This window comes from Streptomyces sp. NPDC018947, from assembly GCF_044390505.1.
Taxonomy (GTDB): Bacteria; Actinomycetota; Actinomycetes; order Streptomycetales; family Streptomycetaceae; genus Streptomyces.
The window spans coordinates 87,115-113,356 of sequence record NZ_JBIRZD010000022.1 but is presented as its reverse complement, the minus strand read 5'-3'; the positions used below and the strand labels follow the sequence as shown (position 1 = coordinate 113,356).

Annotated in this window: 25 protein-coding genes; 13 read left to right on the top strand and 12 right to left on the bottom strand. The window is 72.6% G+C overall.

Translation table 11 applies throughout. The features are described 5' to 3' along the window. Position 1 precedes the first annotated feature (1 nt). Positions 2–1,540 (bottom strand): IucA/IucC family protein, encoded by a 1,539-nt coding sequence (locus tag ACH499_RS32010; protein WP_399020283.1) that lies wholly within the window; start codon positions 1,538–1,540, stop codon positions 2–4. 117 nt (positions 1,541–1,657) lie between these two features. Between ACH499_RS32010 and ACH499_RS32005 the strand changes: the two genes are divergently transcribed. The 3 genes from ACH499_RS32005 to ACH499_RS31995 all read left to right on the top strand — a co-directional run bounded on the left by ACH499_RS32005 (position 1,658) and on the right by ACH499_RS31995 (position 5,297). Then, positions 1,658–3,157: an IucA/IucC family protein gene (locus tag ACH499_RS32005; RefSeq protein WP_399020281.1), complete on the top strand. Its 1,500-nt coding sequence runs from the start codon at positions 1,658–1,660 to the stop codon at positions 3,155–3,157. 62 nt (positions 3,158–3,219) lie between these two features. Further along, positions 3,220–4,494 carry a VWA domain-containing protein gene (locus ACH499_RS32000; protein WP_356202181.1) on the top strand — a complete coding sequence of 425 codons (1,275 nt, stop codon included), beginning with the start codon at positions 3,220–3,222 and terminating at the stop codon, positions 4,492–4,494. Next, positions 4,494–5,297: a hypothetical protein gene (locus ACH499_RS31995; protein ID WP_399020279.1), complete on the top strand. Its 804-nt coding sequence runs from the start codon at positions 4,494–4,496 to the stop codon at positions 5,295–5,297. Before ACH499_RS32000 ends, ACH499_RS31995 begins: the two co-directional genes overlap by 1 nt. A 63-nt stretch (positions 5,298–5,360) precedes the next feature. Here ACH499_RS31995 and ACH499_RS31990 read toward each other — a convergent pair whose 3' ends face one another. Further along, positions 5,361–5,999: a winged helix-turn-helix transcriptional regulator gene (locus tag ACH499_RS31990; protein WP_399020277.1), complete on the bottom strand. Its 639-nt coding sequence runs from the start codon at positions 5,997–5,999 to the stop codon at positions 5,361–5,363. 87 nt (positions 6,000–6,086) lie between these two features. Here ACH499_RS31990 and ACH499_RS31985 point away from each other — a divergent pair, with 87 nt between their 5' ends. Both ACH499_RS31985 and ACH499_RS31980 read left to right on the top strand, forming a co-directional pair. After that, the gene (locus ACH499_RS31985; RefSeq protein ID WP_356202188.1) at positions 6,087–7,295 is read left to right on the top strand and encodes a pyridoxal phosphate-dependent aminotransferase; all 1,209 of its coding nucleotides are present in this window, start codon (positions 6,087–6,089) and stop codon (positions 7,293–7,295) included. Positions 7,296–7,442: 147 nt separating this feature from the next. Next, entirely contained in the window at positions 7,443–8,111 is a 669-nt protein-coding gene (locus tag ACH499_RS31980) for a 1,4-alpha-glucan branching protein (protein WP_356202190.1), read from the top strand. Positions 8,112–8,157: 46 nt separating this feature from the next. Here ACH499_RS31980 and ACH499_RS31975 read toward each other — a convergent pair whose 3' ends face one another. Further along, positions 8,158–9,822, bottom strand: coding sequence for a multicopper oxidase family protein (locus ACH499_RS31975; RefSeq protein ID WP_399020274.1), 1,665 nt, complete (start codon positions 9,820–9,822; stop codon positions 8,158–8,160). A 165-nt stretch (positions 9,823–9,987) separates the two neighbouring features. Between ACH499_RS31975 and ACH499_RS31970 the strand changes: the two genes are divergently transcribed. From ACH499_RS31970 to ACH499_RS31960, 3 genes are read left to right on the top strand one after another with little or no spacing between them, the layout of a single operon-like run. Then, complete coding sequence (locus ACH499_RS31970; protein WP_356202194.1) at positions 9,988–10,587, top strand: histidine phosphatase family protein; 600 nt, start codon at positions 9,988–9,990, stop codon at positions 10,585–10,587. 38 nt (positions 10,588–10,625) lie between these two features. After that, positions 10,626–11,270 (top strand): hypothetical protein, encoded by a 645-nt coding sequence (locus ACH499_RS31965; RefSeq protein ID WP_399020272.1) that lies wholly within the window; start codon positions 10,626–10,628, stop codon positions 11,268–11,270. A 53-nt stretch (positions 11,271–11,323) separates the two neighbouring features. Then, the gene (locus ACH499_RS31960) at positions 11,324–11,749 is read left to right on the top strand and encodes an acyl-CoA thioesterase (protein ID WP_356202198.1); all 426 of its coding nucleotides are present in this window, start codon (positions 11,324–11,326) and stop codon (positions 11,747–11,749) included. Between the two features lie 139 nt (positions 11,750–11,888). Here the strand turns inward: ACH499_RS31960 and ACH499_RS31955 are convergent, their stop codons facing one another. The 8 genes from ACH499_RS31955 to ACH499_RS31920 form a co-directional block, all read right to left on the bottom strand. Then, positions 11,889–13,277 (bottom strand): nucleobase:cation symporter-2 family protein, encoded by a 1,389-nt coding sequence (locus tag ACH499_RS31955; protein ID WP_356202200.1) that lies wholly within the window; start codon positions 13,275–13,277, stop codon positions 11,889–11,891. A 250-nt stretch (positions 13,278–13,527) separates the two neighbouring features. Next, positions 13,528–14,916 (bottom strand): 8-oxoguanine deaminase, encoded by a 1,389-nt coding sequence (locus ACH499_RS31950; protein ID WP_399020269.1) that lies wholly within the window; start codon positions 14,914–14,916, stop codon positions 13,528–13,530. 69 nt (positions 14,917–14,985) lie between these two features. Further along, positions 14,986–16,398 carry a nucleobase:cation symporter-2 family protein gene (locus tag ACH499_RS31945; RefSeq protein WP_399020267.1) on the bottom strand — a complete coding sequence of 471 codons (1,413 nt, stop codon included), beginning with the start codon at positions 16,396–16,398 and terminating at the stop codon, positions 14,986–14,988. A 64-nt stretch (positions 16,399–16,462) separates the two neighbouring features. Then, positions 16,463–17,398, bottom strand: coding sequence for a factor-independent urate hydroxylase (gene pucL / locus ACH499_RS31940; protein WP_399020265.1), 936 nt, complete (start codon positions 17,396–17,398; stop codon positions 16,463–16,465). Positions 17,399–17,405: 7 nt separating this feature from the next. Then, positions 17,406–17,807, bottom strand: a complete 402-nt coding sequence (uraH, locus tag ACH499_RS31935) for a hydroxyisourate hydrolase (protein ID WP_356202208.1) — start codon at positions 17,805–17,807, stop codon at positions 17,406–17,408. A gap of 48 nt (positions 17,808–17,855) precedes the next feature. Continuing rightward, positions 17,856–18,362 (bottom strand): 2-oxo-4-hydroxy-4-carboxy-5-ureidoimidazoline decarboxylase, encoded by a 507-nt coding sequence (gene uraD / locus ACH499_RS31930; protein ID WP_356202210.1) that lies wholly within the window; start codon positions 18,360–18,362, stop codon positions 17,856–17,858. Positions 18,363–18,511: 149 nt separating this feature from the next. Beyond that, positions 18,512–18,880, bottom strand: a complete 369-nt coding sequence (locus ACH499_RS31925; protein WP_356202212.1) for a helix-turn-helix domain-containing protein — start codon at positions 18,878–18,880, stop codon at positions 18,512–18,514. Next, entirely contained in the window at positions 18,877–19,128 is a 252-nt protein-coding gene (locus ACH499_RS31920; RefSeq protein ID WP_356202214.1) for a hypothetical protein, read from the bottom strand. Before ACH499_RS31920 ends, ACH499_RS31925 begins: the two co-directional genes overlap by 4 nt. A 139-nt stretch (positions 19,129–19,267) precedes the next feature. Here ACH499_RS31920 and ACH499_RS31915 point away from each other — a divergent pair, with 139 nt between their 5' ends. The 5 genes from ACH499_RS31915 to ACH499_RS31895 all read left to right on the top strand — a co-directional run bounded on the left by ACH499_RS31915 (position 19,268) and on the right by ACH499_RS31895 (position 24,239). Then, positions 19,268–20,107: a TIM barrel protein gene (locus ACH499_RS31915; protein ID WP_399020262.1), complete on the top strand. Its 840-nt coding sequence runs from the start codon at positions 19,268–19,270 to the stop codon at positions 20,105–20,107. 30 nt (positions 20,108–20,137) lie between these two features. Continuing rightward, positions 20,138–21,028 carry a 2-hydroxy-3-oxopropionate reductase gene (locus ACH499_RS31910; protein ID WP_356202218.1) on the top strand — a complete coding sequence of 297 codons (891 nt, stop codon included), beginning with the start codon at positions 20,138–20,140 and terminating at the stop codon, positions 21,026–21,028. A 174-nt stretch (positions 21,029–21,202) separates the two neighbouring features. Continuing rightward, positions 21,203–22,666 (top strand): catalase, encoded by a 1,464-nt coding sequence (locus tag ACH499_RS31905; RefSeq protein WP_356202220.1) that lies wholly within the window; start codon positions 21,203–21,205, stop codon positions 22,664–22,666. Between the two features lie 650 nt (positions 22,667–23,316). Continuing rightward, positions 23,317–23,553 carry a hypothetical protein gene (locus ACH499_RS31900; RefSeq protein ID WP_365604022.1) on the top strand — a complete coding sequence of 79 codons (237 nt, stop codon included), beginning with the start codon at positions 23,317–23,319 and terminating at the stop codon, positions 23,551–23,553. Positions 23,554–23,639: 86 nt separating this feature from the next. After that, a complete protein-coding gene (locus tag ACH499_RS31895) occupies positions 23,640–24,239 on the top strand; it encodes a TIGR04222 domain-containing membrane protein (RefSeq protein WP_399020259.1) in 600 nt (199 codons plus the stop codon). A gap of 97 nt (positions 24,240–24,336) precedes the next feature. Here ACH499_RS31895 and gcl read toward each other — a convergent pair whose 3' ends face one another. Next, entirely contained in the window at positions 24,337–26,121 is a 1,785-nt protein-coding gene (gene gcl, locus ACH499_RS31890) for a glyoxylate carboligase (protein ID WP_399020257.1), read from the bottom strand. Positions 26,122–26,242 lie beyond the last annotated feature (121 nt).

The window sequence follows — 26,242 nt, the reverse complement described above, 5'->3', positions numbered from 1 at the left end:
CTCACGTCCCGGCCGGCAAGGGGCTGCGCAGCGGGCGGTAGCGGGCGGCGGCGCCGTCCGCGCCGGTCCAGCGCAGCAGCAGGTTGGTCTTGGCCGGCAGGGTGGGCGCGGCCAGCAGGGCGGGGATCTCGGGCAGCGCGTGCCGGGCCAGTTCCCGGCGGACGGCCGGCCAGGCGTCGAAGCCGGGGTGGTGTTCGCCGAGGGCCCCGGCCACCTCGAGCAGGTGGTTGACGACCAGGCAGTACACCAGCCGCTCCCAGCCGGCCGGGCGCGGCGTGTCCGGCAGCAGCTTGACGCCCTCGGCGTCCCGGAACAGGGCCTGCACCGGGATGCCGTCCGCGTCCACGGCGATCAGCGTGTTCTGCAGGTGCGCCTCCAGCACCACGCCGTCCTCGGCGAAGGCGCTCAGGACGGGCGGGACGACGGCGTCCAGATACGCCTCCCACCAGGCCCCGGGGTCCGGCGCCGCGGCGAGCGGACTGCCGGGGAAGCCCTCCACCAGTGCGGCGGCGAGCAGCGGGGTCGCGCCGGGCAGCAGCCGGCCGCGCAGTCCGTCGCGGACGACGACGGCCAGCTCCTCGAACGCGAAGTCGGCGGTGCGGTAGCCGCGGTCGGCGAGCCAGACCGCCGGGGGGCCGATCGCGGCGAACGCCTCCGTGACGGCCGTGTCGGTGCGGCGCAGCTTCAGCAGGTCGTGGCGCCACAGGCGGCGGATGTCGTTGGTGACGCGCACGTCGAGGCTGAACTTCAGGAACAGGTCGCGCCCGGGAAGGTACTCGGGGGCGTACACGGTGCGGATCGCCGCCGTGGGCCACACCGGGAACGCGGTCGTGCCCAGCCGGATCAGCCGTCCGTCGGCGAAGGCGGGCGCGAGGGCCGGTGCCGCCAGGTCGAGCTGCCACGGGTGGGCGGGCAGCAGCCGGTAGCCGGGCGGGGCCTCGCCCAGGGCGTCCAGGGCGCCGGTGCCGCCCTCCTCGACGACGGTGTCGGCGCGCACGGCGAGCAGCGTCAGCGGGAACCGGGCGTGCGCCTCCGGCGCGTAGGGCAGCCAGCCGGCCTGCGGGCCGCCGCCGCGCGCCTTGGGCGCGGGGTGGTGGGTGTGGCCGGTGAGCAAGGACTGCTCGGAGAGCAGGTACGGGTCGCCGGGCGGGGCGGCCCGGGCGCGTGCCGCGAGCAGCGCGGCCACCGCGTCGCGGCTGTCGGTCATCTCGGCGGGCAGTTCGTGGTTGGGCAGGCCGGTGTGGAGGCGCAGCTCCTCGGCGACGAGTTTCACCAGCTCGGCGTGGCCGACGCGGTGCCAGGCGCCCCTCGCGTACAGCTCCGGCTCGGTGGGGCGCCGGCCGCCTCGGACCCGCAGCAGCCTGCCGTCGGGCAGCCGGTACACCGGGCGGTCGCCGGGGGCGGGCCGCGGTTCGGCCACCTCCCGCAGCAGGCAGTTGAGCAGCGGCACCGCCGCGTAGGCGTCGGCACGGGCCGCGAGGCCGGCCGGGGAAGCGGCGTCGGACTCGGCGGGCGGGGGCAGGAGATCCACGCGTTCCACTCGTTCCCTACGGTCTGAAAGGGCGGAGACGATCAGTATGTCTGCCACGGTCCCTTCGCCGTGACGCCCTGCTCGTGCCCGACCCGTTCCCGATTCCCGTACCCGAGGAGCCCGACCGTGCACCCTGCCGCCACCGCCGAGGCCGAGGTCGCCGACGAACTGGCCGCCGTGCGTCCCGGCCTGCTCGCCCGGTACGCGGCCGCGCTGCCCGGCGCCCGCGCGGCCGTGCTGACCCGGCTGTGGCGCGCCCTCGCGCACGAGCCGCTGCCGTGGATCACCGGCCGGGAACCGGTGTCCGACGGCCTCGTGCTGCGCCTCGCGGACGGACGCCGGCTGCACGGTCCGGCCGCCGACCCGTACCGCACGGACGCGTACGTCACGGGCGTACGGCTCGGCGCGGCGCCGTACGGCGATCCGGCGCGGCTGATGGCGGACCTCGCCGTGCCGCACTCCGCGGGGTTCGCCGCCGAACTCGGGCACAGCGTCGCGTCGCTGGCGCTGTCGCGGACGGGTCCGGGAAATCACCCGGACGAGTGGCCCGACAGTGACTGGGGCTGGGAGCAGCGGGTGACCGACGGGCACCCCTTCCATCCCAACTGCCGTGCACGGCCGGGTTTCTCGGTGGCCGAGCAGTTCGCCTACGGTCCCGAGCACGGGCCGGTCGTGGAGCTGGGCCTGGTGCCGGTCCCGGCGTCCGCGTGTCTGGTGACGGGGCGGTGGCCGCGGGAGCTGCGGGACGGGGAGCGGCTGCTGCTGCCGGTCCATCCCTGGCAGGCGGCGCACGTGCTGAAGCGGTCGTACGACCGGATGCTGGCCGCGCATCCGCTGATGTCGCTGCGCACCCTCGCCGTGCCCGGCGGGCCGCATGTGAAGACGGCGCTCGGCGCGCGGCTGACGTCCTCGGTGCGGGACATCTCCGTCGCCTCGATCGCCGCGTCGGACACCCTGTCGGCGCTCGGGCGGGAACTGGCGGCGCGCACGGACGGGCTGCTGCACGTCACCCGTACGCTGGGCGCGGCCACCGCGCACTCCCCCGATCTGGCCGCCGTCCTGCGCGAGTCGCCCGGCGTCCGCGCGGCGCCCGGCGAGCACGTCGTCCCGGTGGCGGCGCTGGCGACCACCGGGCTGCCCCGGTCCCCCGCGTGGCTGGCCGGCTTCGCGCGCCTCGCCCTGACGGTGGGCCTGGGGCTGCTGGAGCTGGGCGCGGCCCTGGAGGCGCACGGCCAGAACCTGCTCGTGGTGCTGTCGGCGTCGGGCGAGCCGCTGCGGCTGGTCTACCGCGACCTGGCCGACATCCGGGTCAGCCCCGCGCGTCTCGCCCGGCACGGCGTCGCGGTCCCGGACCTGCCCGCCCGGATGCTCACCGACGACCCGGCGGCCCTGCGCCGCAAGCTGTTCGGCTCGCTGGTGGCGGGCGCGCTCGCCGGGACGGCGGGATCGGCGGCGGCGCTGGGTGCGGCGCTGGAGACGGCCGTGCGCGAACTGCCGCCCTCCCCGGACCTGGTGGCGCTGTGCGAGGAGCCGTTGCCGGTGAAGGCGCTGACGCTGATGCGCATGTCACCCGGTGTCGACGGGGACTTGTGGGCGCTGCTGCCCAATCCCCTTGTGAGCCGGTGAACTTGCGGCGTCCGGGCGGTCTCGTTTTGGAGCACGGCAGTCCTGATCAATAGGATCCGCCGATGATCACAAGAAAACGGCTGGCGGCGGGCGTGTGCGCTCTGCTCGCCGCGCTGACGGCCGGGATCGCCCTCCCGGCCGGGGCGGCCGCCGGTGAACCCACGGGCGAGGACGCGCCGAAGGTCGACCTCGTGCTCGACGTCAGCGGTTCGATGCGGACCCGGGACATCGACGGCGGCACCCGGATGGCCGCGGCGAAGCAGGCGTTCAACGAGGTGCTGGACGCGACGCCCGAGGAGGTCCGGCTCGGCATCCGCACGCTGGGCGCCGACTACGCCGGCGACGACCGCCCGACGGGCTGCAAGGACACCGCGCAGCTCTACCCGGTCGGCCCGCTGGACCGCACCGAGGCCAAGACCGCGGTGGCGACCCTGTCGCCCACCGGCTGGACGCCGATCGGCCCCGCGCTGCTCAAGGCGGCCGACGACCTCGACGGCGGCAACGGCTCCAAGCGGATCGTGCTGATCAGTGACGGCGAGGACACCTGCGCCCCGCTGGACCCGTGCGAGGTGGCCCGCGAGATCGCCGCCAAGGGCATCGGACTGACCATCGACACCCTGGGCCTGGTCCCCAACGCCAAGATGCGGCAGCAGCTCAGCTGCATCGCCGAGGCGACCGGCGGCACCTACACCTCGGTGGAGCACACGGACGAACTCACCGACAAGGTCAACCAGTTGGTGGACCGCGCCGCCGACCCGGTGGTGACGCCGGTCGCCGTCGAGGGCGCGGACGCGTGCGCGAAGGCGCCGGCGCTGACGTCGGGCCTCTACACCGACCGCGAGGAGTTCGGGAAGCAGCGCTGGTACCGGGTGGACGTGCTGCCCGGCCAGGAGCTGCGCGCCTCCGTCAGCGTGTCCGCCGACCGGGCCGTGAACCCCTCCTACGGCGTGCTGCTGCGGGCGGTCACGGTGCACGGCCGTGAGATCGTGCGCGGCGAGGCGGCGGAGAACGGCCGCACGGACGCGATATCGGCCGGCCTGCGGTACCCGAAGCCCGAGGACGACGACGCGGACGCGGACAAGCCGGCCGCGGAGACCGTGTGCATCCAGGTCACCAACTCCTTCTCCGTGGCGCCCGGTGTGAAGACCACCCCCGGTCTGCCGCTGGAGCTGACCGTCGACGTCGTGGACGGCCCGGACCAGGCCGATGACGTGGCCTCGTTCGGCCTCGGCCGCGGCTGGTGGCTGCTCGGCCTGCTGGTGCTCGTCGGTTTCCTCGCCGGTCTGCTGTGGGGCTGGCTGTCGCGCTGGCGGTTCGCGGTCTGGAGGACCCACTGATGCGATTCACCCGAGTGCTGAGTGCCGCCCTGCTGATGGCCGGGCTCGCCGCGGCTCCCGCGGCGGCCGACTCCTCGCCCTCGGCGGGCCCGTCGAAGGACGACGGCGCCCCGACCGAGGCGGGCACGTCCTTCCGCACCGCCACCGAGATCGAGCAGGGCCGGCGGGCCACGGCGAACGGCTCCGCGGGCGACTACCTGTACTGGTCGTTCCCCGCCGACGCCGGACAGCGGCCGACGGTCGAGGCCACGGTGAAGCTGCCCGAGACCCACGCCGCCGAGACCTGGCGGATCGACGTGTACGACGGTCTGCGCCGCCGCCAGGCCTGCCAGTGGGGCGCGCAGACCCGTACGGCCGCTGCGGGCACGTCCTCCGTGGAGCTGGCGTGCGTGCTGCGCACGGTGCGCGCCTGGTCGGAGCCGTGGGCCGACGACCCGCTGCCGGGGACGTACTACGTCCGGCTGACGGCGGTGAAGCTGCCGACGGCCGACCTCGGCGTGCCGGTCGGCGCGGAGATCCGGGTGGACTCCAAGGACATGGGCGGAGCGGCCGCCGTGGACGGCTCGCTGTCCGAGCCGCTGGTGCCGGGCATCGCCATGACGTCCGGGCAGGAGGACGACGACTCCGGGAGCAACGCGGTGCTGTCCGCGATCGAGCCCGAGGACGGCTGGTCGTCGGGCTGGTGGTCCGACCGGTGGGTGTGGTCCGGGATCGGGGCGGTGCTGGCCGCGCTCGCGGGCATCGGCGGGTACGCGCTGACCCGTGGTTCGGGACGGCCGTCCCGGGTGCCGCCGGGCGCCTGAGCCACAGCCGAAAGGCCCGCCGCCGGCGGGCCTTTCGCCGTTCCGTGCCCCGTCCCGCGCGCCTCACGTCTCCCTGAGCGCCTTGGCGACGGTGCCGTCACCGGTGACCGCGACGCGCCCCTCCCGTACCGCGTCCCGCAGGTCCAGCTCCCCGCGGCCGAGCGCGGCGCAGGTCGCCGCGTCCATCTCCAGGCGGGCGCCGGGCTCCCCGGGCGCCCTCCCGTGCCCGTACACCGGCCCGTCCCCGGCGCCGGCCCACAGATGGAAGTCGCCTTCCTCCAGGCGCACTTCGACCAGGCCCTCGGACGCGCCCGCCGCGCGCAGGGCCCGCAGCAGGGGCAGCGCGAACCAGTGGGCCCGCACCGCGTCCGTGGGCCGCCGCTCCCCCAGCTCCCCCGCGCCCCACGCCCCCAGCGCCTCCAGAACGGGCAGCAACTCCTTTCCCCGGGGGGTGAGTTCGTAGACGTAGGCCGCGCCGGGCGGAGCCAGCCGGCGCCGGGTCGTCAGCCCCTCGCGCTCCATGTCCTTCAGCCGCGAGGCGAGTACGTCCGTGCTGACGCCGGGCAGGTCGGCGTGCAGGTCGGTGTAGCGCCGCGGACCGGCCAGGAGCTCCCGGACGATCAGCAGGGTCCAGCGGTCGCCGACGGCGTCGAGCGCGCGGGCGGCGGAACAGTACTGGTCGTAGCTTCGGCGAGGTGACATGCGACGCAGTGTAGACATGTTGTTGGACTTTCCAAGCTCACACTTGGTAAAACCAAGCAACAACAGTCACCGGAGGGGAAGCCGCGCATGGAGTTCCGGCAGTCGAACAAGCTCAGCGAGGTCTGCTACGAGATCCGCGGCCCGGTGATCGAGCACGCCGACGCGCTGGAGAAGGCGGGCCACAGCGTGCTGCGCCTGAACACCGGCAACCCGGCCCTGTTCGGCTTCGAGGCGCCGGAGGAGATCCTCCAGGACATGATCAAGATGCTGCCGCGGGCCCACGGCTACACGGACTCGCGCGGCATCCTCTCCGCCCGCCGCGCCGTCGCCCAGCGCTACCAGGCCCTCGGCCTGGAGGTCGGCGTGGACGACGTGTTCCTCGGCAACGGCGTCTCCGAACTGGTCTCCATGGCCGTACAGGCCCTGCTGGAGGACGGCGACGAGATCCTGATCCCCGCCCCCGACTTCCCGCTCTGGACGGCGGTGACGACGCTCGCGGGCGGCAAGGCGGTCCACTACCTGTGCGACGAGCAGGCCGAGTGGTACCCGGACCTGGCCGACATGGAGTCGAAGATCACCGACCGCACCAAGGCGGTCGTCATCATCAACCCCAACAACCCCACCGGCGCCGTCTATCCGAAGGAGATCGTCGAGGGCATCCTCGACCTGGCCCGCCGCCACGGGCTGATGGTCTTCGCCGACGAGATCTACGACCAGATCCTCTACGACGACGCCGTCCACCACTCGGCCGCCGCCCTCGCCCCCGACCTGGTGGTCCTCACCTTCTGCGGCCTGTCCAAGACGTACCGGGTGGCGGGCTTCCGCTCCGGCTGGCTTGTGGTCACGGGCCCGCGCCGGCACGCCCGCGACTACCTGGAGGGCCTGACGATGCTGGCCTCCATGCGGCTGTGCGCCAACGCGCCGGCGCAGTACGCCATCCAGGCCGCGCTGGGCGGCCGCCAGTCCATCCGCGAGCTGACCGCGCCGGGCGGGCGGCTGCGCGAACAGCGCGACGTGGCCTGGGAGAAGCTGAACGAGATCCCCGGGGTCTCGTGCGTGAAGCCCAAGGGAGCGCTGTACGCCTTCCCGCGCATCGACCCGAAGGTGCACCCGATCCACGACGACGAGAAGTTCGTCCTGGACCTGCTGCTGCGCGAGAAGATCCAGGTGGTCCAGGGCACGGGCTTCAACTGGCCGAGCCCCGACCACTTCCGCGTCCTCACCCTCCCCCACGCGGACGACCTGGAGGCGGCGATCGGCCGGATCGGACGCTTCCTGAGCGGATACCGGCAGTAGCGGCGGCCTCCGCCGGCCTCACCGGCCCCCGAGCCGCGGCCCGGCCGAGGCGGTGGTGCCGGCCGCTGTGCGGTGATCGCCTGCGCCGCGCCGCGGCCGGTGGGAGAGTGGCCGTGATCGCACCGACTCGACGGAGGGACCCGCGGCGTGGCCGTCATTCACCGTACGCACCTGAAGCCGACCAAGCTGGAACTGCTCGCGGCCTGGCTGCCGTCCCGCCCCTGGTACCGGGGGGACGGGGCCGAGCCCGCGCTGGCCAGGGCGGGCGGTTTCCGGCTGGACGATCCGCAGGGCGAGGTGGGGATCGAGTTCATGGTGATCACCGATGCCGGCGGGGCCGCCCCGGTCGCCTACCTGGTGCCGCTGACCTATCGCGGCGCCCCGCTCGACGGCGCGGAGCACGCGCTCCTCGGCACCATGGAGCACGGCGTGCTGGGCAGGCGCTGGGCCTACGACGGCTGCCACGACCCGGTGCTGGCCGCACAGTTGGCGGCCCTCGCCGAGGGGCGGGCCGAGGCCCAGGACCAGAACGTCAGCGACCTACCCGACCGGGACGTCGTCGTCTCCCGCGACGATGACGGCCCCGTCTTCGCCGGCGTCACGGACTTCGCCGTCACCGACGACCAGGACGGCACCACCCTGACCTCGCCGCACGGCGCGGCCCTCCGCCTGCACCGGGTGCTGCGGGCCGCCCCGGACGGCCCCTCCCCCACCGGACCGGGAGCCGGCGGGCACATCACCGGCTCCTGGCGGGCGCAGGACGGCACCCGCGTCCGGGGCGTGTTCGCCGTCTCGCGCTCCGGCGGCCCCGCCTAGCCCGTTGCGGCGGGGACGCCCACCCGCCCGGGAGGCGCCCAGGGCCTCATCTGCGGTAGCCGAGCACCGTCATCATGCCGCTCTCCGAGTGGTACTGGTTGTGGCAGTGCAGCATCCACAGCCCCGGGTTGTCGGCGTCGAAGTCGATGACCAGCTTGCGGTGCGGCAGCACCAGCGCGGTGTCCTTGCGGGCGCCCGCACCGTCCAGGCCGGTGACCGCGAAGGTGTGCCCGTGCAGATGCATGGGGTGCCACATGTCCGTGGCGTTGATGAGGGAGAGCCGCACCCGCTCCCCGGCGCTCACCGGGTGGCGCTGCCGCACGGAGTACGGCTGGTGGTCGAACCCCCAGTCGTACGTCTCCATGCCCCCGGTGATCCTGATGCGCATCTCCCGGTCGGGTTCCCGGTCGTCGAGGGCGACGGAGTCGTCGGGCACCAGACGCCGTGCGGGGACGGTCTTCCCGTCGAGTTCGTCCGGGCGCACGCCGACCGGGGGCAGGCTCCGCCCGACCTTGCCGGTGCGCAGTACGGCGAGGGCCCCGCCCTCCTTGCCCTCGGGCAGCGCGACCAGCGGGAAGTCGCCGTCCCCCGCGGTGATCAGGACGTCGTACCGCTCGGCCATGCCGACGAGGAGGGCGTCGGTCGTCGTGTGCCGCACGGGATAGCCGTCCGTGTGCGTGACCGTCAGCTCGTGGCCGCCCAGCGCGACGCGGAAGGCGGTCTCGGCACCGGCGTTGATGATGCGCAGGCGGACGCGGGCCCCCGGGCGGCACCGGAAGACCGCGGGGTTCTCGGGGACACGGCCGTTGACCAGGTAGTGGGGGTAGACGACGCTGCCGCCGTGGCCGTGCAGCATGCGGCTGTGGGACTCGCGCTGCACCCGGGACGGGCCCGCGGTCCTCCTGGACGGCGACGGGGCCGGGGACGGGTACCCGGACGCCGGGCCGCCGCGGCCGGGACCCATGGCCATGTGCTCCATGCTCGCGGAACCGGGCCGCAACTGCTCCAGCACCTCGTCCGGCGTGGAGCCCTCCACGCCGTCGAGCCAGTCGTCCAGGACGACGATCCACTCCTCGTCGTAGGCGAGGGGCTCCTTGGGGTCGTCGATGACCAACGGCGCGTACAGGCCCCGGTCGGGCTGCATCCCGGCGTGGGAGTGCAGCAGATAGGTCCCGGGGTGCGTGGCGGTGTACCGGTAGCGGAAGTCCTCCCCGGGGCGGATGCCCTGCTGGGTGAGGCCGGGGACTCCGTCCATGTCGCAGCGCAGCCGCACGCCGTGGGAGTGCAGCGAGGTCGCCGCGGGCAGCCGGTTGGCGAGGGTCAGGTCGAGCACGTCCCCGGCGGTGACGCGCACCAGCGGGCCGGGCAGCGCCTCGCCGTAGGCCCAGCTCCGGACGGACCGCCCGCCAAGGTCCAGCGTGGTCTCGGAGGCGGTGAGCCGGAAGCTGCGCACCGGGCCGGAACCCCGTAGCCGCTCGGCGGCGAGGACCTCCGGGTCGGAGGGATTGACGAAACCCCGGGGTCCCTCAGGGACGAAGTTCTCCCCGCCGGCGGTCGGTCGAGAGCCGGGACCGGAACCGGATCCGGCACCGGAGGCCGAACCGGCACCGGTGCCTGGGCGCGGACCCGAGCCGGTGCAGGCCGCCAGGAGCCCCGCGCCGGCCGCGGCGATCGGAGTACGGAGCACGGTACGCCGAGAGAGATTGATCATGTCTGCATGAGACATGCCCTACGGCCGGGCGGCCCGGGCGCTGCGGCCAAATGCCCACCGGCCGACGACGTATTCCACCTCCCGGCGTACAGACGCGCACCGCGCCGGGCACGGGGCGCGGCCACCGGACGGCCGCCCGCGGGCACCGGCCCGTAGCCTGGAGGAATGGGTGATCTTTTTCTTGTGCGGCACGGTGAGACCGAGTGGTCGCGGTCCGGGCGGCACACCGGGCTGACGGACGTGCCGCTGACCGAGAACGGGCGCGAGCAGGCGCGCGGACTGGTGCCGTTGATCCGGTCGCACCGGATCGCGGCGGCCTTCGTCAGCCCCTTCCAGCGGGCGCGGGAGACGGCCGAGCTGATCGGACTGCACGCGGTGCGCGTCGAGCCGGACCTGCACGAGTGGGACTACGGCGGGTACGAGGGGATCACGACGGTGGAGATCCACCGGACCCGCCCGGACTGGTTCCTGTTCACGGACGGCGTCGCCCCGGGGCCGCCGGAGCACCCCGGGGAGAGCCCGGAGCAGGTCGGGGAGCGGGCCGACCGGGTGCTGGCCAAGGCGGAGGCGGCGTTCGCCGACTACGAGGGCTGCGTGGTCCTGGTCGCCCACGGGCACTTCCTGCGGGTGCTGACCGCACGGCACCTGGGCCTTCCGCCGTCGCACGGCGCCCTCTTCCAGCTCGGCACCGGGGCGCTGTGCCGGCTGGGCACCGAGCACGGGCGGCCGGTGATCTCGGCCTGGAATGTCAGACCCCCGGCGTAGCCTTCGAAGGTGCCGCCGCCGAGGGAAGGGGGGACGCCGTGACACGACCGCCGACCGCCGCGCAGCGGCGCCTGATCGACGCCGCCGATCCCGTCACCGGGCGCCTGCGGGGGACGGAGGCGCAGCTCGCCGCGCTGGTGAGGAGGGGACTCGCCTTCCGGCATCCGCGGCCTCCGCACGACTGCTTCCTGACCCCGGCCGGGCACCGGGCGCGGGAGGCCCCCGCCGAGCCGGACGCCGCTTCCGCCCCGCATCCCGGCCGGGCGGCCGGTGACGGTGTGTTCGCCGCACGCGTGGGCGGCGAGGAGGAGGTGCCCGGCGGCGCGGGGCCGGCGCGGCTGCGGGAGGTGCGCGGTGCCTGGCAGGGACTGCTGGAGCTGCGCCGGATGACCCACCCGGACGGGGCGGTGGACCGGCCGTGCGGCTGGGAGCGGGCGCATCTCGTGCGGGCCGCCGCACTCGCGCTGGAGGCCGCCGGGCACCGTCCCGCCGGTCCGGACGGGGACGACGGGTACCGGGTGCGCGCGACGCCGCAGCCGGAGGCGGTCGCCGTGTACGAGGCCGACGGCGACGCGCTGCGCGCCTGCGCGGCGACGCTGGAACGGGCCGGCTGGCAGGTCGGTGAGCACACCGAGCCGCGCACGCGCGCCCGCTGCCTGCTGGCCTCCCCGCGCAGGGTGTGACGCCCGTGTCAGGATCGGGTCCGTCGACACGTCCACGAGGAGAGGCAGTTGTGGTGAGCGAGCCGTTTTCCGTTCCGGTGACCGTCCGCGGGTACGAGACCGATACGCAGGGCCACCTCAACCAGGCCGTGTACCTCAACTACGCCGAGCACGCCCGCTGGTCGCTGCTGCGGGCGGCCGGCATCCGGCAGGCCGACCTGGTGGCCCGGGGAGTCGGACCCGTGGCGCTGGAGACGACGATCAGGTTCCTGCGCGAGCTGCTCGCCGGTGACGAGGTCGAGGTGACGTGCGCCTTCGAGTGGGGGGAGGGCAAGACCTTCCGGATGCGGCAGGACATCCGCCGGTCGGACGACGGGACGGTTGCGGCCGAGATCGAGGCGGTCGGCGGGCTGATGGACCTGCGCGAGCGCAGACTGCTGGCCGATCCCCGGCAGCGGTTCAAGGAACTCGCCTCCGACCCCGGCGTGTTCGGGCTGTGACGGACGGCCCCGCCGGCACTCGTGCGCCGGCCCGCGCGACGGGTCACCGCCCGCCGGCCCCGTCCACGGAACACGGGGGCCGGCGCCTCTCTTCGAGGCGCCGGCCCCCGTAACACTCCGTGCTGGGCGGGCTCACGCGTCACGGTGCGACCGCGGCGCGGGACGAGTCGGTGATCTCCTTCCCCGGCTCCATCGGATGGGTCACGTCCTCGGCGTCGCGGCCCTTGCCCCCGATGTGGTTGAAGACCAGGTTGAGCAGGACGGCGGCGACACAGCCGGTCGAGATTCCCGAGTCCAGGATGATCTTCGCGTTCTCCGGGAAGGCGTGGTAGAACTCCGGCGCCGCGATCGGGATGATGCCGACGGCCAGGGAGACCGCGACGATCAGGACGTTGTTGTCCTTGTCGAGGCTCGCCCGGATCAGCGTCTGGATACCGCTGGCCGCGACCGAGCCGAACAGGACGACACCGGCGCCGCCGAGCACCGGGCGCGGGACGACGGCGATCAGCGAGGCGGCCATCGGGCACAGGCCCATCAGGACCAGGAACCCGCCGCCCGCGGCGACGACGAAGCGGCTGCGGATCTTCGTCATCGCCACGAGGCCGATGTTCTGCGCGAACGCGCTGCACATGAAGCCGTTGAAGACCGGGCTGAGCGCGGAGCCGAGCGTGTCGGCGCGCAGGCCGGCAGCGATGGTCTTCTCGTCGGCCGGACGTTCCACGATCTCACCGAGGGCGAGCATGTCCGCGGTGGACTCGGTCATCGAGACGACCATCACCACGCACATGGACAGGATCGCGGCGACCTGGAACTGCGGGGCGCCGAAGTGGAACGGCGTGGGGAAGCCGACGATGCTCGCGTCCGCGACCGGGCCGAAGTCCGTCACGCCGAACGGGATGGCGATCAGCGTGCCCGCGACCAGGCCGAGCAGCACGGCGATCTGCTTGACGAAGCCGCGGGTGAAACGGCGCAGCAGGAGCACGATGACGAGCGTGATGCCCGCCAGCCCCAGGTTGGTCGCCGAACCGAAGTCGTCGGCCGTGGGACTGGCCCCCTGCGCCCACCCGAAGGCGACGGGCAGCAGGGATATGCCGATCAGGGTGATGACCGTGCCGGTGACGACCGGCGGGAAGAAGCGGATCGCCTTGCAGAAGACGGGTGCGGCGAAGAAGCCGAGGAGTCCGGCGACGATGACCGCGCCGAAGATGATCGGCAGCGCGTCGGACTTGTCCTCGGTGGAGGCGACGATGGCGGTCATGGGGGCGACACCCGCGAAGGTGACGCCGTTGACGAACGGCAGCCGGGCACCGATCTTCCAGATGCCCAGCGTCTGCAGGAAGGTGGCGAGGCCGGCGGTGAACAGGCAGGCGCCGGTGAGGAAGGTGAGTTCGGTGGCGCTCAGGCCGATGGCCGCGCCCACGATCAGGGGCGGGGCGACGACTCCGGCGTACATCGCGGCCACATGCTGCAGGCCGGTCGTCGCCATCTTCAGCGGCGGGAGTTTTTCGTCTACAGGGTGGTCGGCCACGGCGGCGTCCCTCCGGTCGGTTACACGTCGGTCTCTGACGTGGGTGTCAGGGAGGTGGTGCAGGTGGTCGTGCGGGACCGGGACGGTCCGTTCGGGGAGAACGGCACCGTTCCGGGGTGCGCGCGGTGCGCGCACCCCGGAGACGGCCACCGTGGACCCCGCTCGGGTCCACGGCTACCGGCCGGGAGCCGTCCCTCCCGGCCGGAGATCAACTGTGTTGCGGCCTGTACGTGTTCGGTTGTGCGGTCGGTCAGCCCTGCGCGGCGATCCGGGCCAGGCGCTGGGCCTCGTCCCGCGTGGAGCGCGCGATGGCGTCCTCGTCGACGGTGAGCAGCCGGCCGTTCTCGACGATCTGGCGGCCGTTGACGAACGAGGCGGTCACCGGGGCCGCGGCACCGAAGACCAGGGCGGTCACCGGGTCGGCGATCGAGGAGTGGGCGAGGGTGTCCATCCGCCACAGCACCAGGTCGGCGAGCTTGCCCGCCTCCAGGGAGCCGGTCTCGGCGGCCCGGCCGAGGACGCGGGCACCGCCGTAGGTGCCCAGGCGCAGCGCCTTGCGGGCGTCGAGGGCGGCCTCGCGGTGGGCGCCGAGGCGGTTGATGAGCAGGGCGTTGCGCAGCTCGGTGTGGAGTTCGCCGGACTCGTTGGAGGCGGTGCCGTCGACGCCGAGGCCGACCGGGACACCGGCGGCGAGCATGTCGGCGACGCGGGCGATGCCGGCGGCGAGGCGGGCGTTGGACGACGGGCAGTGGGCGACGCCCGTGCCGGTGCGGGCGAAGGCCGCGATGTCCGAGTCGTTCATGTGGACGCAGTGCGCCATCCACACGTCCTCACCGAGCCAGCCCGTCGACTCGAAGTAGTCGGTCGGGCCCATGCCGAACAGCTCGTGGCAGAACTTCTCCTCCTCCACGGTCTCCGAGCCGTGGGTGTGCATCCGCACGCCGAGCCGGCGGGCCAGCTCGGCGCCCTGGCGCATCAGTTCCGTGGAGACGGAGAACGGGGAGCAGGGGGCGACGGCGACCTGGGTCATCGCGTCGAAGGAGGCGTCGTGGTGCTCCTTGACGGTGGCCTCGGTGGCGGCGAGCGCGCCGTCCAGGCTCTCCACCGCGAAGTCCGGCGGCAGCCCGCCGTCCGACTCGCCCCGGTCCATCGACCCGCGGGCCAGGGTGAAGCGGACGCCCATCTCACGGGCGGCGCGGATGATCGCGCCGGACAGGTCGCCGGAGCCGCGCGGGTAGACGTAGTGGTGGTCCATGGCGGTGGTGACGCCGCCGCGGGCCATCATCGCGAGCGACCCCTGGGCCGCCGCGTACGCCATCGGCTCGTCGATGCGCGCCCAGGTCGGGTACAGCGCGACCAGCCAGTTGAACAGGTTGTGGTCGGTCGCGAGGCCCCTGGTGATCCACTGGTAGAAGTGGTGGTGGGTGTTGACGAGGCCCGGCGTGACCAGGTGGCCGGTGGCGTCGATCCGCCGTACGACGTTCTCCAGGCCCTCGGGGGCCCGGCCCGCGCCGACGGATTCGATCCTGTTGCCGGCGATCACCACGTGGCCGGAGGCGTACTCGGTGTCGCCCGCGTCCACGGTGGCGATCGCGCAGTTCTCGATGACTGTGCGCTCGGCTGCCGATGATGCTGCCATGCTGGTTCCTTGTCTTTCAGTGCGGCCCGTGGGCGGGGTGGGTACCCACGGGGAGGGCACGGCAGGACCCTAGGAGGATTTGAGTGCCGGGACCGCGGTGCGGCTCCGGGTGCCGAGATGGTGGAAGAACAGGTTGAGGCCGACCGCGACGAGCGCGCCGGCGCTGATGCCGGAGCCGAGCACGGTCTGCGCCCAGGCGGGGAAGTCGGCGTAGAAGGTCGGCGCGGCCAGCGGGATGATGCCGGCGCCGAGTGCCACGGCGACCAGGATGATGTTGGAGCTGTCGTCCAGTCCGGCCTCGGACAGGGTGCGGATGCCGCTGACCGCGATGGAGCCGAACAGGACGATGCCCGCGCCGCCGAGGACCGGCATGGGGACCAGGGAGACGACCGCGCCGAGGACCGGGAAGGCACCGAGGACCAGCAGGGTGGCGCCGGCGACGGCGACGACGTAGCGGCTGCGGACCCGGGTCAGGGAGACGACGCCGACGTTCTGCGCGAAGGCGGAGGTGGGGAAGCCGCCGAAGACGGGGCCGACGAGGGTGGCGAGGCCGTCGGTGCGCAGGCCGCGGGTGATGACCTTGCCGTCGGCGCGGCGGTCGCAGATCTCGCCGAGGGCGAGCATGCCGGCGCTGGACTCGGTCATCAGGACCAGCATCACGATGCACAGCGACAGGATGGCCGCGGGCTGGAACTCGGGGGCGCCGAAGGCGAAGGGCGTGGGCAGCGCGGCGACCGGCGCGGACTTCAGGGCGCTGAAGTCGGCCATGCCGAAGGGGATGGCGACCAGGGTGCCGACGAGGAGGCCGAAGAGCAGGGCGACCTGCTTGAGGAAGCCCCTGCCGAAGCGCTGCATCACGAGGATGACGCCGAGGGTGAAGGCGGCGAGCGCGAGGTTGCGCATGGCGCCGAAGTCGGCGGCGGTCTTGTCGCCGCCCTGGGCCCAGCCGACCGGGACGGGCATCAGGGTGACGCCGATCAGGGTGATGACGACGCCGGTCACCAGGGGCGGGAAGAACCTGAGCAGCCGGCCGAAGAAGGGCCCGACGGCCAGGCAGAAGACGCCGGCGACCATCACCGCGCCGTAGATGGCGGGGAGTTGGTCGCCCTCGCTGTTGGTCTCGGCGATGGCGAGGATCGGTGCGATGCCGGCCGAGGAGGCGGCGTTGACGAAGGGCAGGCGGTTGCCCACGAAGCCCTTGACGCCGAGGGTCTGCAGCAGGGTCGCGACGCCGGCGATCAGCAGGCTCGCGGCGATCAGCCGGGTGCGTGCCTCGATGTCGAGTCCGCAGGCCTGGCCGATGATGAGCGGAGGAGTGACAACGCCCGCGTACATGGCGGCGATGTGCTGGAGCGCGGCCGGGACGAGCCGCGAGGGGTGGAGTTTCTCGTCCACCGGGTGCACGGATGTGACGGGGCCCTCGGAGTGCTCGGGCGGGGTGGAACACGGGCCTGTGCCGGGCCCTTTCGCAGGCAGTGCCATGGGGTTCCCTCCGGTGTGGCGCGCCCCCGGGTCCGGAAGGCCGGCCGGGGGCGCGCTTACCGCGTCAGAGGTTGGTCATGTCGACCGGGATGAGCTGCTCGGCGCCGTCCCGGAGGATGGTGGCCTCGATCAGGCCGTAGGGTCGGTCGGCGGCGTAGTAGACAGCGCCGTCCTTGGCCTCGTTGTCGATCCCGAAGGGCGACAGGTCCGAGCGGAAGTGGTGCTTGTTGGGCATCGAGAAGCGGATCTCGTCGACCTCGTCGCGGGAGTTCAGCACCCGCACACCCATCTCGAAGAGGGTCTGCTGGAGCGAGTACGAGTAGGTCTCGGCGAACGCCTGCAGCGCGTGCTTGCGCACACCGCTGTACGAGCGGTCCCAGTCGGGGGCGTGCGAGTCGATGCCGTCCCAGTTGTGCCGCCACCAGGTGGAGACGGTGGTGGCGAGGATGCGGTCGTAGTCCTCCTGAAGGGTGGTGTACTTGTCCTTCAGGAAGCCGAAGAACTCGGAGTTGGTCGAGTTCATGACGGTCAGGTCCTTGAACCCGGAGAGCACCTGGATGCCGTGGCCGTCGTAGGTGATCTGCGCGACGCGGGTCTCCTGGCCCTTGCGGACGAAGGAGTGCGCGATCTCCTCGGAGCCGACGAAGCGGGCGCCGCCCTTGGAGGTCTCGATCCGCTCCCAGCCGTACTCCTCGATGCGGATGCGGGCCCGGTGGATGGGCTCGTTGTTGTCCACGAAGTGGCGGGCGAGCTTGACGCCGAGGTCCTCGGCGCTCTGGATCCCGTGCTCCTTGGCGAAGGCGAACACCGTGTTCTTGGTGGTGTCGGTCGGCAGGACGTTCGCGTTGGAGCCGCTGCGGTGGACCTCCTCCATGTCGCCGGACAGGGCGACGGAGACGTTCAGGTCCTTGATGTGGTGCGTGTCGCCGTCACGCGTGATCTTGACAACGCGGTTCTCTGCCTTGCCGTACTGGTTCTGTCCCAGGACGAAACGGGTCATGTGTCGGTCAGCTCCCTCGGTAAACGGAGTAGCCGAACGGGTTGAGCAGCAGCGGAACGTGGTAGTGCTCGCCGGGCACCACCGCGAAGGTGATGGTGACCTCGGGGAAGAACACGGGCCGGTCGTTCTCGCTGTCCCGGAGCGCGGGGGCGTCCTGCTGGGCCGCGGCTTGTTTCTTGGCGAAGTACGTCTCGGTGTCGAAGTCGAGCCGTACGTGTGTGGTGCCCTCCGGCAGTGCCGGCAGGTCCTTGCACCGCCCGTCCGCGTCGGTCGCGGAGCCGCCGAGCGTCTGCCAGTCCGCCTCGGGTCCGCCGCGGGCGGAGAGGTGGACGGCGACGCCCTCGGCGGGGCGGCCGACGCTGGTGTCCAGGATGTGCGTGGACACGGAAGCGGTGGTCTCGGTGCTCATGCGAAGTCCTCTTGCGGTGTGCGGCGGCGTCGGTCGGCTGGGGGCCGCTCAGGCGGCGTCGAGCAGCCCGGCCAGCCGGATACGGTTGATCTTCCCCAGTTCGGTGCGGACGATCTCCCGTTCCTGCTCGGGCGAGTTGCCGATCCGTTCCTTGACCGCGTCCCGCATCTGCTCGCCGGTCCGGCCGGTGGCGCAGATGAGGAACACGTGGCCGAACTTCTCCTGGTAGGCCAGGTTCAGTTCGAGCATCTCCGCCTTGAGTTCGGCTGAGGCCCCGGCCATCCCCGCCTGCTCGCGTGAGGAGGTGGGGTCGCCGGGCTTGGGGCGGCCGATCGGCGGGTGCCCGGCCATCGCCTCCTCCAGGTCCGCCGCGGTCAGGTCGGCCATGGCGGCGTCGGACGCGGTGTAGAGGTCCTCGGGGGTGGTGAAGGGACGAGCGTTGAGCAGTCGCCGGGCCCACGCCGTGGAGGCACACGCCTCGTGGAGTTCCGCGAATGCCGCGGACTCCTCCAGAGCGTTGAATCGGGCCAGGCCCGACGCGAGAGTGGACGTCACGGGAGCCTCCGTGGCCTTGTGCTGAACGGGCGTGCCGATAGCTAACGCCCTCGGAAACAACCCGTCAACACTTTGTTGAAAATTCGGGGTAACAAAAGCCGCCGTCCGATTAACGGACGGCGGCGGCTTGGGTGAGACCCCGGTGCAGGTCAGGTGGCCTTCTCGCGGTTGAGGTAGTTGTAGACCGTGAAGCGGCTGACGCCCAGCGCGCTCGCGACGGTCTCCACGCCGTGCCGCACGGAGAAGGCGCCGCGCGCCTCCAGGGTGCGGACGACCTCCTGCTTGGCCCTGCGGTCCAGTTCGGCGAGCGGGCGGCCCTGCCGGCGCTCCATGGCGGCGAGGATGTGGTCCAGGGAGTCGGCGAGCTGGGGCAGGCGCACGGCGACGACGTCGGCGCCCCGCCAGGCGAGCACGACGTCCTCGCGGTCCGCCTCGTCCGGCGGGAGCATCTCCCCGCCCATGGCGTCGACCAGTGGTTTCACCGCCGCTATGAAGTCCTCCTCGCCGGAGCCGGTCACCGCTCGCCCTCCTCGACCACGTTGATCTGGAGGGAGATCCGGGTGGCGCCGGCCTGGAGGCTGCGGCGCAGCAGCTCGTCCACGGCGGCGAGCACCGGGCCGGCGCCGCCCTCGGCGGTGTTGCCGAACGGGCCGACGTCCACCTCGTCCAGCTCCGCCGCCTCGACGACCTCCCGGGCGACGACCGCGTGGGCGGGCGCCTCGTCGAGGTCGAAGGGCTCGGTCGTGAACTCCACTCTCAATCGCACCCGGCCAACCTAACGCGCTGGTGACCGTTTCCGCCGCCCCCTCTTGACAAGGCCCCGACCCTGACGGCAATCTTCCATTACGCAGAAACGAACTTCCGTAATACGGAAACACAACACACGGAAGGGAGCGCGGCACCCGATGGGATTCGCAGACCAGCGCTTCAACGTCAACCTGTCGATCCTCTTCACGGAACTCCCGCTCCTGGAGCGCCCCGCGGCCGCCGCCGCGGCCGGCTTCACCGCGGTCGAGCTGTGGTGGCCCTGGATCGACTCCCCGACCCCCGAGCAGTCCGAGCTCGACGCCCTGAAGAAGGCCATCGAGGACGCGGGCGTCCAGCTCACCGGCCTGAACTTCTACGCCGGCCGGCTTCCGGGTCCCGACCGCGGCGCCCTGTCGGTGCCCGGCGAGGAGTCGGACCGCTTCCGCGCCAACATCGACGTGGCCGCGGGCTTCGCCGAGTCGCTGGGCTGCAAGGCGCTCAACGCCCTGTACGGCAACCGCGTCGAGGGCGTGGATGCGGACGAGCAGGACCGGCTCGCCCTGGAGAACCTGGTCCTCGCCGCCCGCGCGGCCGACCGGATCGGCGCCGTCCTGCTGATCGAGGCGCTCAACAAGCCCGAGTCGCCGCTGTACCCGCTGGTGTCGGCGCCGGCCGCGGTCGAGGTCGTCGACAAGGTCAACGAGGCCACCGGGCTCGGCAACGCCAAGTTCCTCATGGACCTGTACCACCTGTCCATGAACGGCGAGGACCTCCCGCAGGTGATCGACGCCTACGCCGCGAAGACCGGCCACGTGCAGATCGCCGACAACCCCGGCCGCGGCGCCCCGGGCACGGGCTCGCTCCCCCTGGAGGAGCTGCTCGGCCAACTGGCGAAGGCCGGTTACGAGGGCTGGGTCGGGCTGGAGTACAAGCCCGGCGACCGCCCGAGCGCGGAGGCCTTCGACTGGCTGCCCCGCGAAGCCCGCGCCGCCCGCTGATCACCACCTGCATTCGAGAGGCACCCCATCATGAGCAACCTTCCCAAGATCGCGTGGATCGGCCTCGGCATCATGGGCTCCCCCATGTCCGAGAACCTGATCAAGGCGGGTTACCAGGTCACCGGTTACACGCTCGAGCAGGAGAAGCTGGACCGCCTGGCCGCCGCCGGCGGCTCCGTGGCCGGCTCGATCGCCGAGGCCGTGCGCGACGCCGACGTCGTCATCACCATGGTTCCCGCGTCGCCGCAGGTCGAGGCCATCTCCTACGGCCCCGAAGGAATCCTGGAGAACGCCAGGTCCGGCGCGCTGCTGATCGACATGTCCTCGATCACCCCGCAGACCTCCGTGGACCTCGCCAAGGCCGCCGCGGACAAGGGCATCCGCGTCCTGGACGCCCCCGTCTCCGGTGGCGAGGCCGGCGCCATCGAGGCCGTGCTGTCCATCATGGTCGGCGGCGAGCAGGCCGACTTCGACGAGGCCAAGCCGATCCTGGAGGCCCTCGGCAAGACCATCGTGCTGTGCGGTCCGCACGGCTCGGGCCAGACCGTGAAGGCCGCCAACCAGCTCATCGTCGCCGTGAACATCCAGGCGTGCGCCGAGGCCGTCGTCTTCCTGGAGAAGTCGGGCGTGGACCTGAAGGCCGCCCTCGACGTCCTCAACGGCGGTCTGGCCGGCTCGACCGTGCTGACGCGGAAGAAGGACAACTTCCTCGCCCGCGACTTCAAGCCGGGCTTCCGCATCGACCTGCACCACAAGGACATGGGCATCGTCACCGACGCCGCCCGCAACGTCGGCGCCGCGCTGCCGGTCGGCGCCGTGGTCGCCCAGCTCGTGGCGTCGCTGCGCGCCCAGGGCGACGGCGGCCTGGACCACTCGGCCCTGCTGCGGGCCGTGGAGCGCCTCTCCGGCGCCCAGGTCTGACGCCCCGTCCCGAGACCTCCGGGCGGCGCCGCCGCTGACACCTGTCCTGTCGCGCCCGAGCGGCGGCGCCGCCCGGAAACCACTTCAACAATCTGTTGACGTGCTCAGCCCTCATACCTAGGCTCCACGAAGCGGAAACAGTTTTCCGCTGACCCCTCGCATGGAAGGTCCCCGATGTCGCAGCGCGTGCTCACGACAGAGTCCGGCGCCCCGGTCGCCGACAACCAGAACTCCGCCTCCGCCGGCATCGGCGGCCCGCTCCTGATCCAGGACCAGCACCTGCTGGAGAAGCTCGCGCGCTTCAACCGCGAGCGCATCCCGGAGCGCGTGGTGCACGCCCGCGGCTCCGGCGCCTACGGCCACTTCGAGGTGACCGACGACGTCACGGACGCCACGCACGCCGCCTTCCTCGACACGGTCGGCAAGCGCACCGAGGTCTTCGTGCGCTTCTCCACCGTGGCCGACGCGCTCGGCGGTGCGGACGCCGTCCGCGACCCGCGCGGCTTCGCGGTGAAGTTCTACACCGAGGAGGGCAACTACGACCTCGTCGGCAACAACACGCCGGTGTTCTTCATCAAGGACCCGATCAAGTTCCCCGACTTCATCCACTCGCAGAAGCGCGACCCCTTCACGGGCCGCCAGGAGCCGGACAACGTCTGGGACTTCTGGGCGCACGCCCCCGAGGCGACCCACCAGGTGACCTGGCTGATGGGCGACCGCGGCATCCCGGCCTCGTACCGCCACATGAACGGCTACGGCTCGCACACCTACCAGTGGACGAACGGCCGGGGCGAGTCCTTCTTCGTCAAGTACCACTTCAAGACGGACCAGGGCATCCGCACCCTGACCGCCGAGCAGGCGCAGGAACTGGCGGGCCAGGACCCGACGTCGCACCAGACGGACCTGGTGCAGGCGATCGAGCGCGGCGTGCTGCCGTCCTGGACGCTGTACGTGCAGCTCATGCCGGTGGCCGAGGCGGCGAACTACCGCTTCAACCCGTTCGACGTGACCAAGGTGTGGCCGCACAGCGACTACCCGCTGCGCCGCGTGGGCCGGCTGGTGCTGGACCGCAACCCCGACAACATCTTCGCCGAGGTCGAGCAGGCCGCGTTCTCCCCGAACAACTTCGTTCCGGGTATCGGCCCCTCCCCCGACAAGATGCTCCAGGGCCGCCTGTTCGCCTACGCGGACGCGCACCGCTACCGCCTGGGCGTCAACCACACCCAGCTGGCGGTGAACGCGCCGAAGGGCGTGGCCGGCGGTGCCGCCAACTACGGCCGCGACGGTCTGATGGCGTCCAACTCGCAGGGCCGCCACGCGAAGAACTACGAGCCCAACTCGTACGACGGCCCGGTCGAGACCGGCCGGCCGCTGGCCGCCCCGCTGCCCGTCTCCGGCCACACCGGCACCCACGCGGCACCGCTGCACACCAAGGACGACGACTTCTTCCAGGCCGGTGAGCTGTACCGGCTGATGTCCGAGGACGAGAAGAAGCGCCTGATCGCGAACATCGCCGGCGGCCTGTCCCAGGTCTCCCGCAATGACGTGATCGAGAAGAACCTCGCGCACTTCCACGCCGCCGACACGGAGTACGGCAAGCGCGTGGAGGAGGCGGTCCGCGCCCTGCGCGAGGACTGATCCACCAGCTCGTGCACGGATCCGGCGGGGAGGCCGGGACCGTGTGCGCGGCCGGCGAAGGCACCGGAGCGGCCCGGATGAGGGGTGGCCGCCCGGTGCCGGGACGGCCAGTGCCAGGACCGCGGCGGCCCGCGAGCCAGTGCGGTGGTGAAAGGAACGGGGCTCCTCCTACGACCTGAGGGGAGGAGTCACCCGGTCCCGTCGCGTACCGCCGCGGTCCCAGCCACTCGCCCCACGGCGAACCCACCGGCCGAAAGGCCCCACTGACTCCGTCCGGCGGCGCGAATGACCTGTCGCGCCCAGCCTCGCACCGCCGGACGGGCACCACCCGGAAACCCTCGTCACCGAGAAGACCCTCACCGGGCTGAGAAGCGGGGGGGGGGGGGGGGGGGGGGGGCGGGCGGGGGGGGGGGGGGGGGGGGGGGGGGGGCGGGGGGGGGGCGGGGGCGGGGGCGGCGCGGCCCCCCCCCCCCCCCCCCCCCCCCCCCCCCCCCCCCCCCCCCCCGCCCGGGGCCCCCCCCCCCCCCCCCCCCCCCCCCCCCCCCCCCCCCGCTTCTCCGTGTCCGGGTGCGGAGGGCCCCGGGGCACGACGGCCGCCGTGCCCCGGTCGTGGAGGTGCGGCCGTGACCGGTCCGCAGCACGCTGGTGTCATGGCACATCCACCGGAGCATCCGCACATCGTGGTCCGCCCCGCGGCTCTGGACGGCTCCCGCCGGGTCACCTCGGGCGACGAGACGCTCGGTGTCGCCTCGCACCTCGACGACGTCGCCGAGATCCTGCGCCTGGCCGACCTGTACGTGACGGACGTCGCCTCCAGTGACCTCGTCGAGTGGCAGGGCGGCGGCCCGGACGACTGGCCCGGACTGCACGAGCACCACGGCGACTGAACGGGGATGAGCGGGCGCGGCAGCGGGCACAACCCCTGCACACGGGGGCGGTCGCACGGGCAACCCCCGTACACGGGGGTGGTCGTATGGAGGACGAGGTCCGGATCCCGCTCGCACCGCACGAGGTCGCGCTGCTGCGCGGCGGTCCACGCGCCGCCGTGACGGTCGCCGTGGTCGACCTGTATCTGCGCGGCGCCGTGGAGCCCGGCCCGCCGGGCACCGTACGGGCCCTGCCGTCGCAGCCGGGGGCGGGGGCGACTGCCCTCAGTCCTCTGGCGGAGGCGGTACGGGGGTGCCTGGACGAGCCGATGGGCGTGCGCCGGCTGACCCGGCACACGGACGTGCGCCTGGCGGTGGCCCTGATGCGTATCCCGCTCGCGGAGGCCGGGCTGCTGCGCTACCCGCTGCTCGGTCCGACCCGCGGCGCCCGCGGCCGGGTGCGGGAGCTGCGGGAGCGGCATCCGCTGCCCGCCGGCCGGCGCGGTCTGACGGCCGAGGAGCGGCTGCTCGCCGTCGCCCTGCACGACACGGCCGCGCTGCGCGTGCTGCTGCCCCGCTTCGCCCTGCGGGCGGGGCTGGTCGAGCGGGTGGAGGTGGGCGGCAAGGGCCTCCTCCGGCACTCCCCGCGCGGTGGCGGGGGCGGCTCGCTGTACTCCTGCGGCAGCGGGGGCACCGGGTCCGACTAGCCGCGCCGGGCGGGCACGGGGACACGGAAGAGCGGCCCGTCCTCGGGGACGGGCCGCTCTCTTCGCGGTACTCGGGGGTCAGACCTCTGTGCCGGGGTCAGACCTTCAGCGTGCGGATCGCCGTGGGGGCGTGCTCCGGCTCGGTGGCGAGCTCCTCGAACTCCACGATGTTGCTGATGTCGTTGGTGCCCGACATCGAGATGTTCGTGACGCGCTCCAGGATCGCCTCGACGACGACCGGCACCTGGAACTCGGCCGCGAGCTTCTTGGCCTGCTCCAGCGCGGCACCCAGCTCGTTCGGGTCGGTCACCCGGATCGCCTTGCAGCCCAGGCCCTCGGCGACCTTGACGTGGTCCACGCCGTAGACGCCCAGCTCGGGCGAGTTGATGTTCTCGAACTCGAGCTTGACCTGGAAGTCGATGTCGAACGCCCGCTGCGCCTGGCGGATCAGGCCCAGGTAGGAGTTGTTGACCAGCACGTGCACGTAGGGGATCTTGTGCTGCGCGCCGACGGCCAGTTCCTCGATCATGAACTGGAAGTCGTAGTCACCGGAGAGCGCCACGACCTGCGCCTCGGGGTCGGCCTTGGCGACGCCGAGCGCGGCCGGGACCGTCCAGCCGAGGGGGCCGGCCTGGCCGCAGTTGATCCAGTGCCGCGGGCGGTAGACGTGCAGCATCTGGGCGCCGGCGATCTGGGAGAGGCCGATGGTGGAGACGTACCGGGTCTCCGGGCCGAAGGCCTTGTTCATCTCCTCGTAGACGCGCTGCGGCTTGATCGGGATGTTGTCGAAGTGCGTGCGGCGCTGCAGGGTGGCCTTGCGCTCCTGGGCGGAGGCGGCCCACTCGGAGCGGTCGGGCAGCTTGCCGGCCGCCTTCAGCTCCTTCGCGACCTCGACGAACAGCTCCAGCGCGGCCTTGGCGTCGGAGGCGATGCCGTAGTCCGGGGCGAAGATCTTGCCGATCTGGGTGGGTTCGACGTCGACGTGGACGAACGTGCGCCCGGCGGTGTAGACGTCGAGCTTGCCGGTGTGGCGGTTGGCCCAGCGGTTGCCGATGCCGAGGACGAAGTCGGACTCCAGGAACGTCGCGTTGCCGTAGCGGTGCGAGGTCTGCAGACCCACCATGCCGGCGTTCAGTTCGTGGTCGTCGGGCAGCAGGCCCCAGCCCATGAGGGTCGGCACGACCGGGGTGCCGGTCAGCTCGGCGAACTCCACGAGCAGGTCGGCCGCGTCGGCGTTGATGACACCGCCGCCGGCGACGATCAGCGGGCGCTCGGCGGCGTTGAGCATGCCGATCGCCTTCTCGACCTGGGCGCGGGTCGCGGCCGGCTTGTACACCGGGAGCGGCTCGTAGGTGTCCGGGTCGAACTCGATCTCCGTCATCTGGACGTCGATCGGCAGGTCGATCAGGACCGGGCCGGGACGGCCGGAGCGCATCAGGTGGAACGCCTGCTGGAAGACGCCGGGGACCTGGGCGGCCTCCAGGACGGTGACGGCCATCTTGGTCACCGGCTTGGCGATGGAGGCGATGTCGACGGCCTGGAAGTCCTCCTTGTGGATCACCGCTGTCGGCGCCTGGCCGGTGATGCACAGGATCGGGATGGAGTCGCCGATCGCCGAGTAGAGGCCGGTGATCATGTCGGTGCCGGCCGGACCGGAGGTGCCGATGCAGACGCCGATGTTGCCGGGCCGGGTACGGGTGTACCCCTCGGCCATGTGCGAGGCACCCTCGACGTGACGGGCGAGGGTGTGGTTGACGCCGCCGGAGGCCTTGAGCGCCGCGTAGAAGGGGTTGATCGCCGCGCCCGGCACACCGAACGCGTCGGTGACGCCCTCGCGCTTGAGGATCTCAACTGCCGCTCGGGCAGCGGTCATACGAGCCATCGAGTACTCCTGCCTCGGCTGTCGGATTCGCACTCCCGTCGCGCCCCGCGGTGAGTCTCTTCCGTAGCAACTTCCGTATAGCGAAATTTGATTTCTACGATCTGGAAGTAATGTAAGTGGG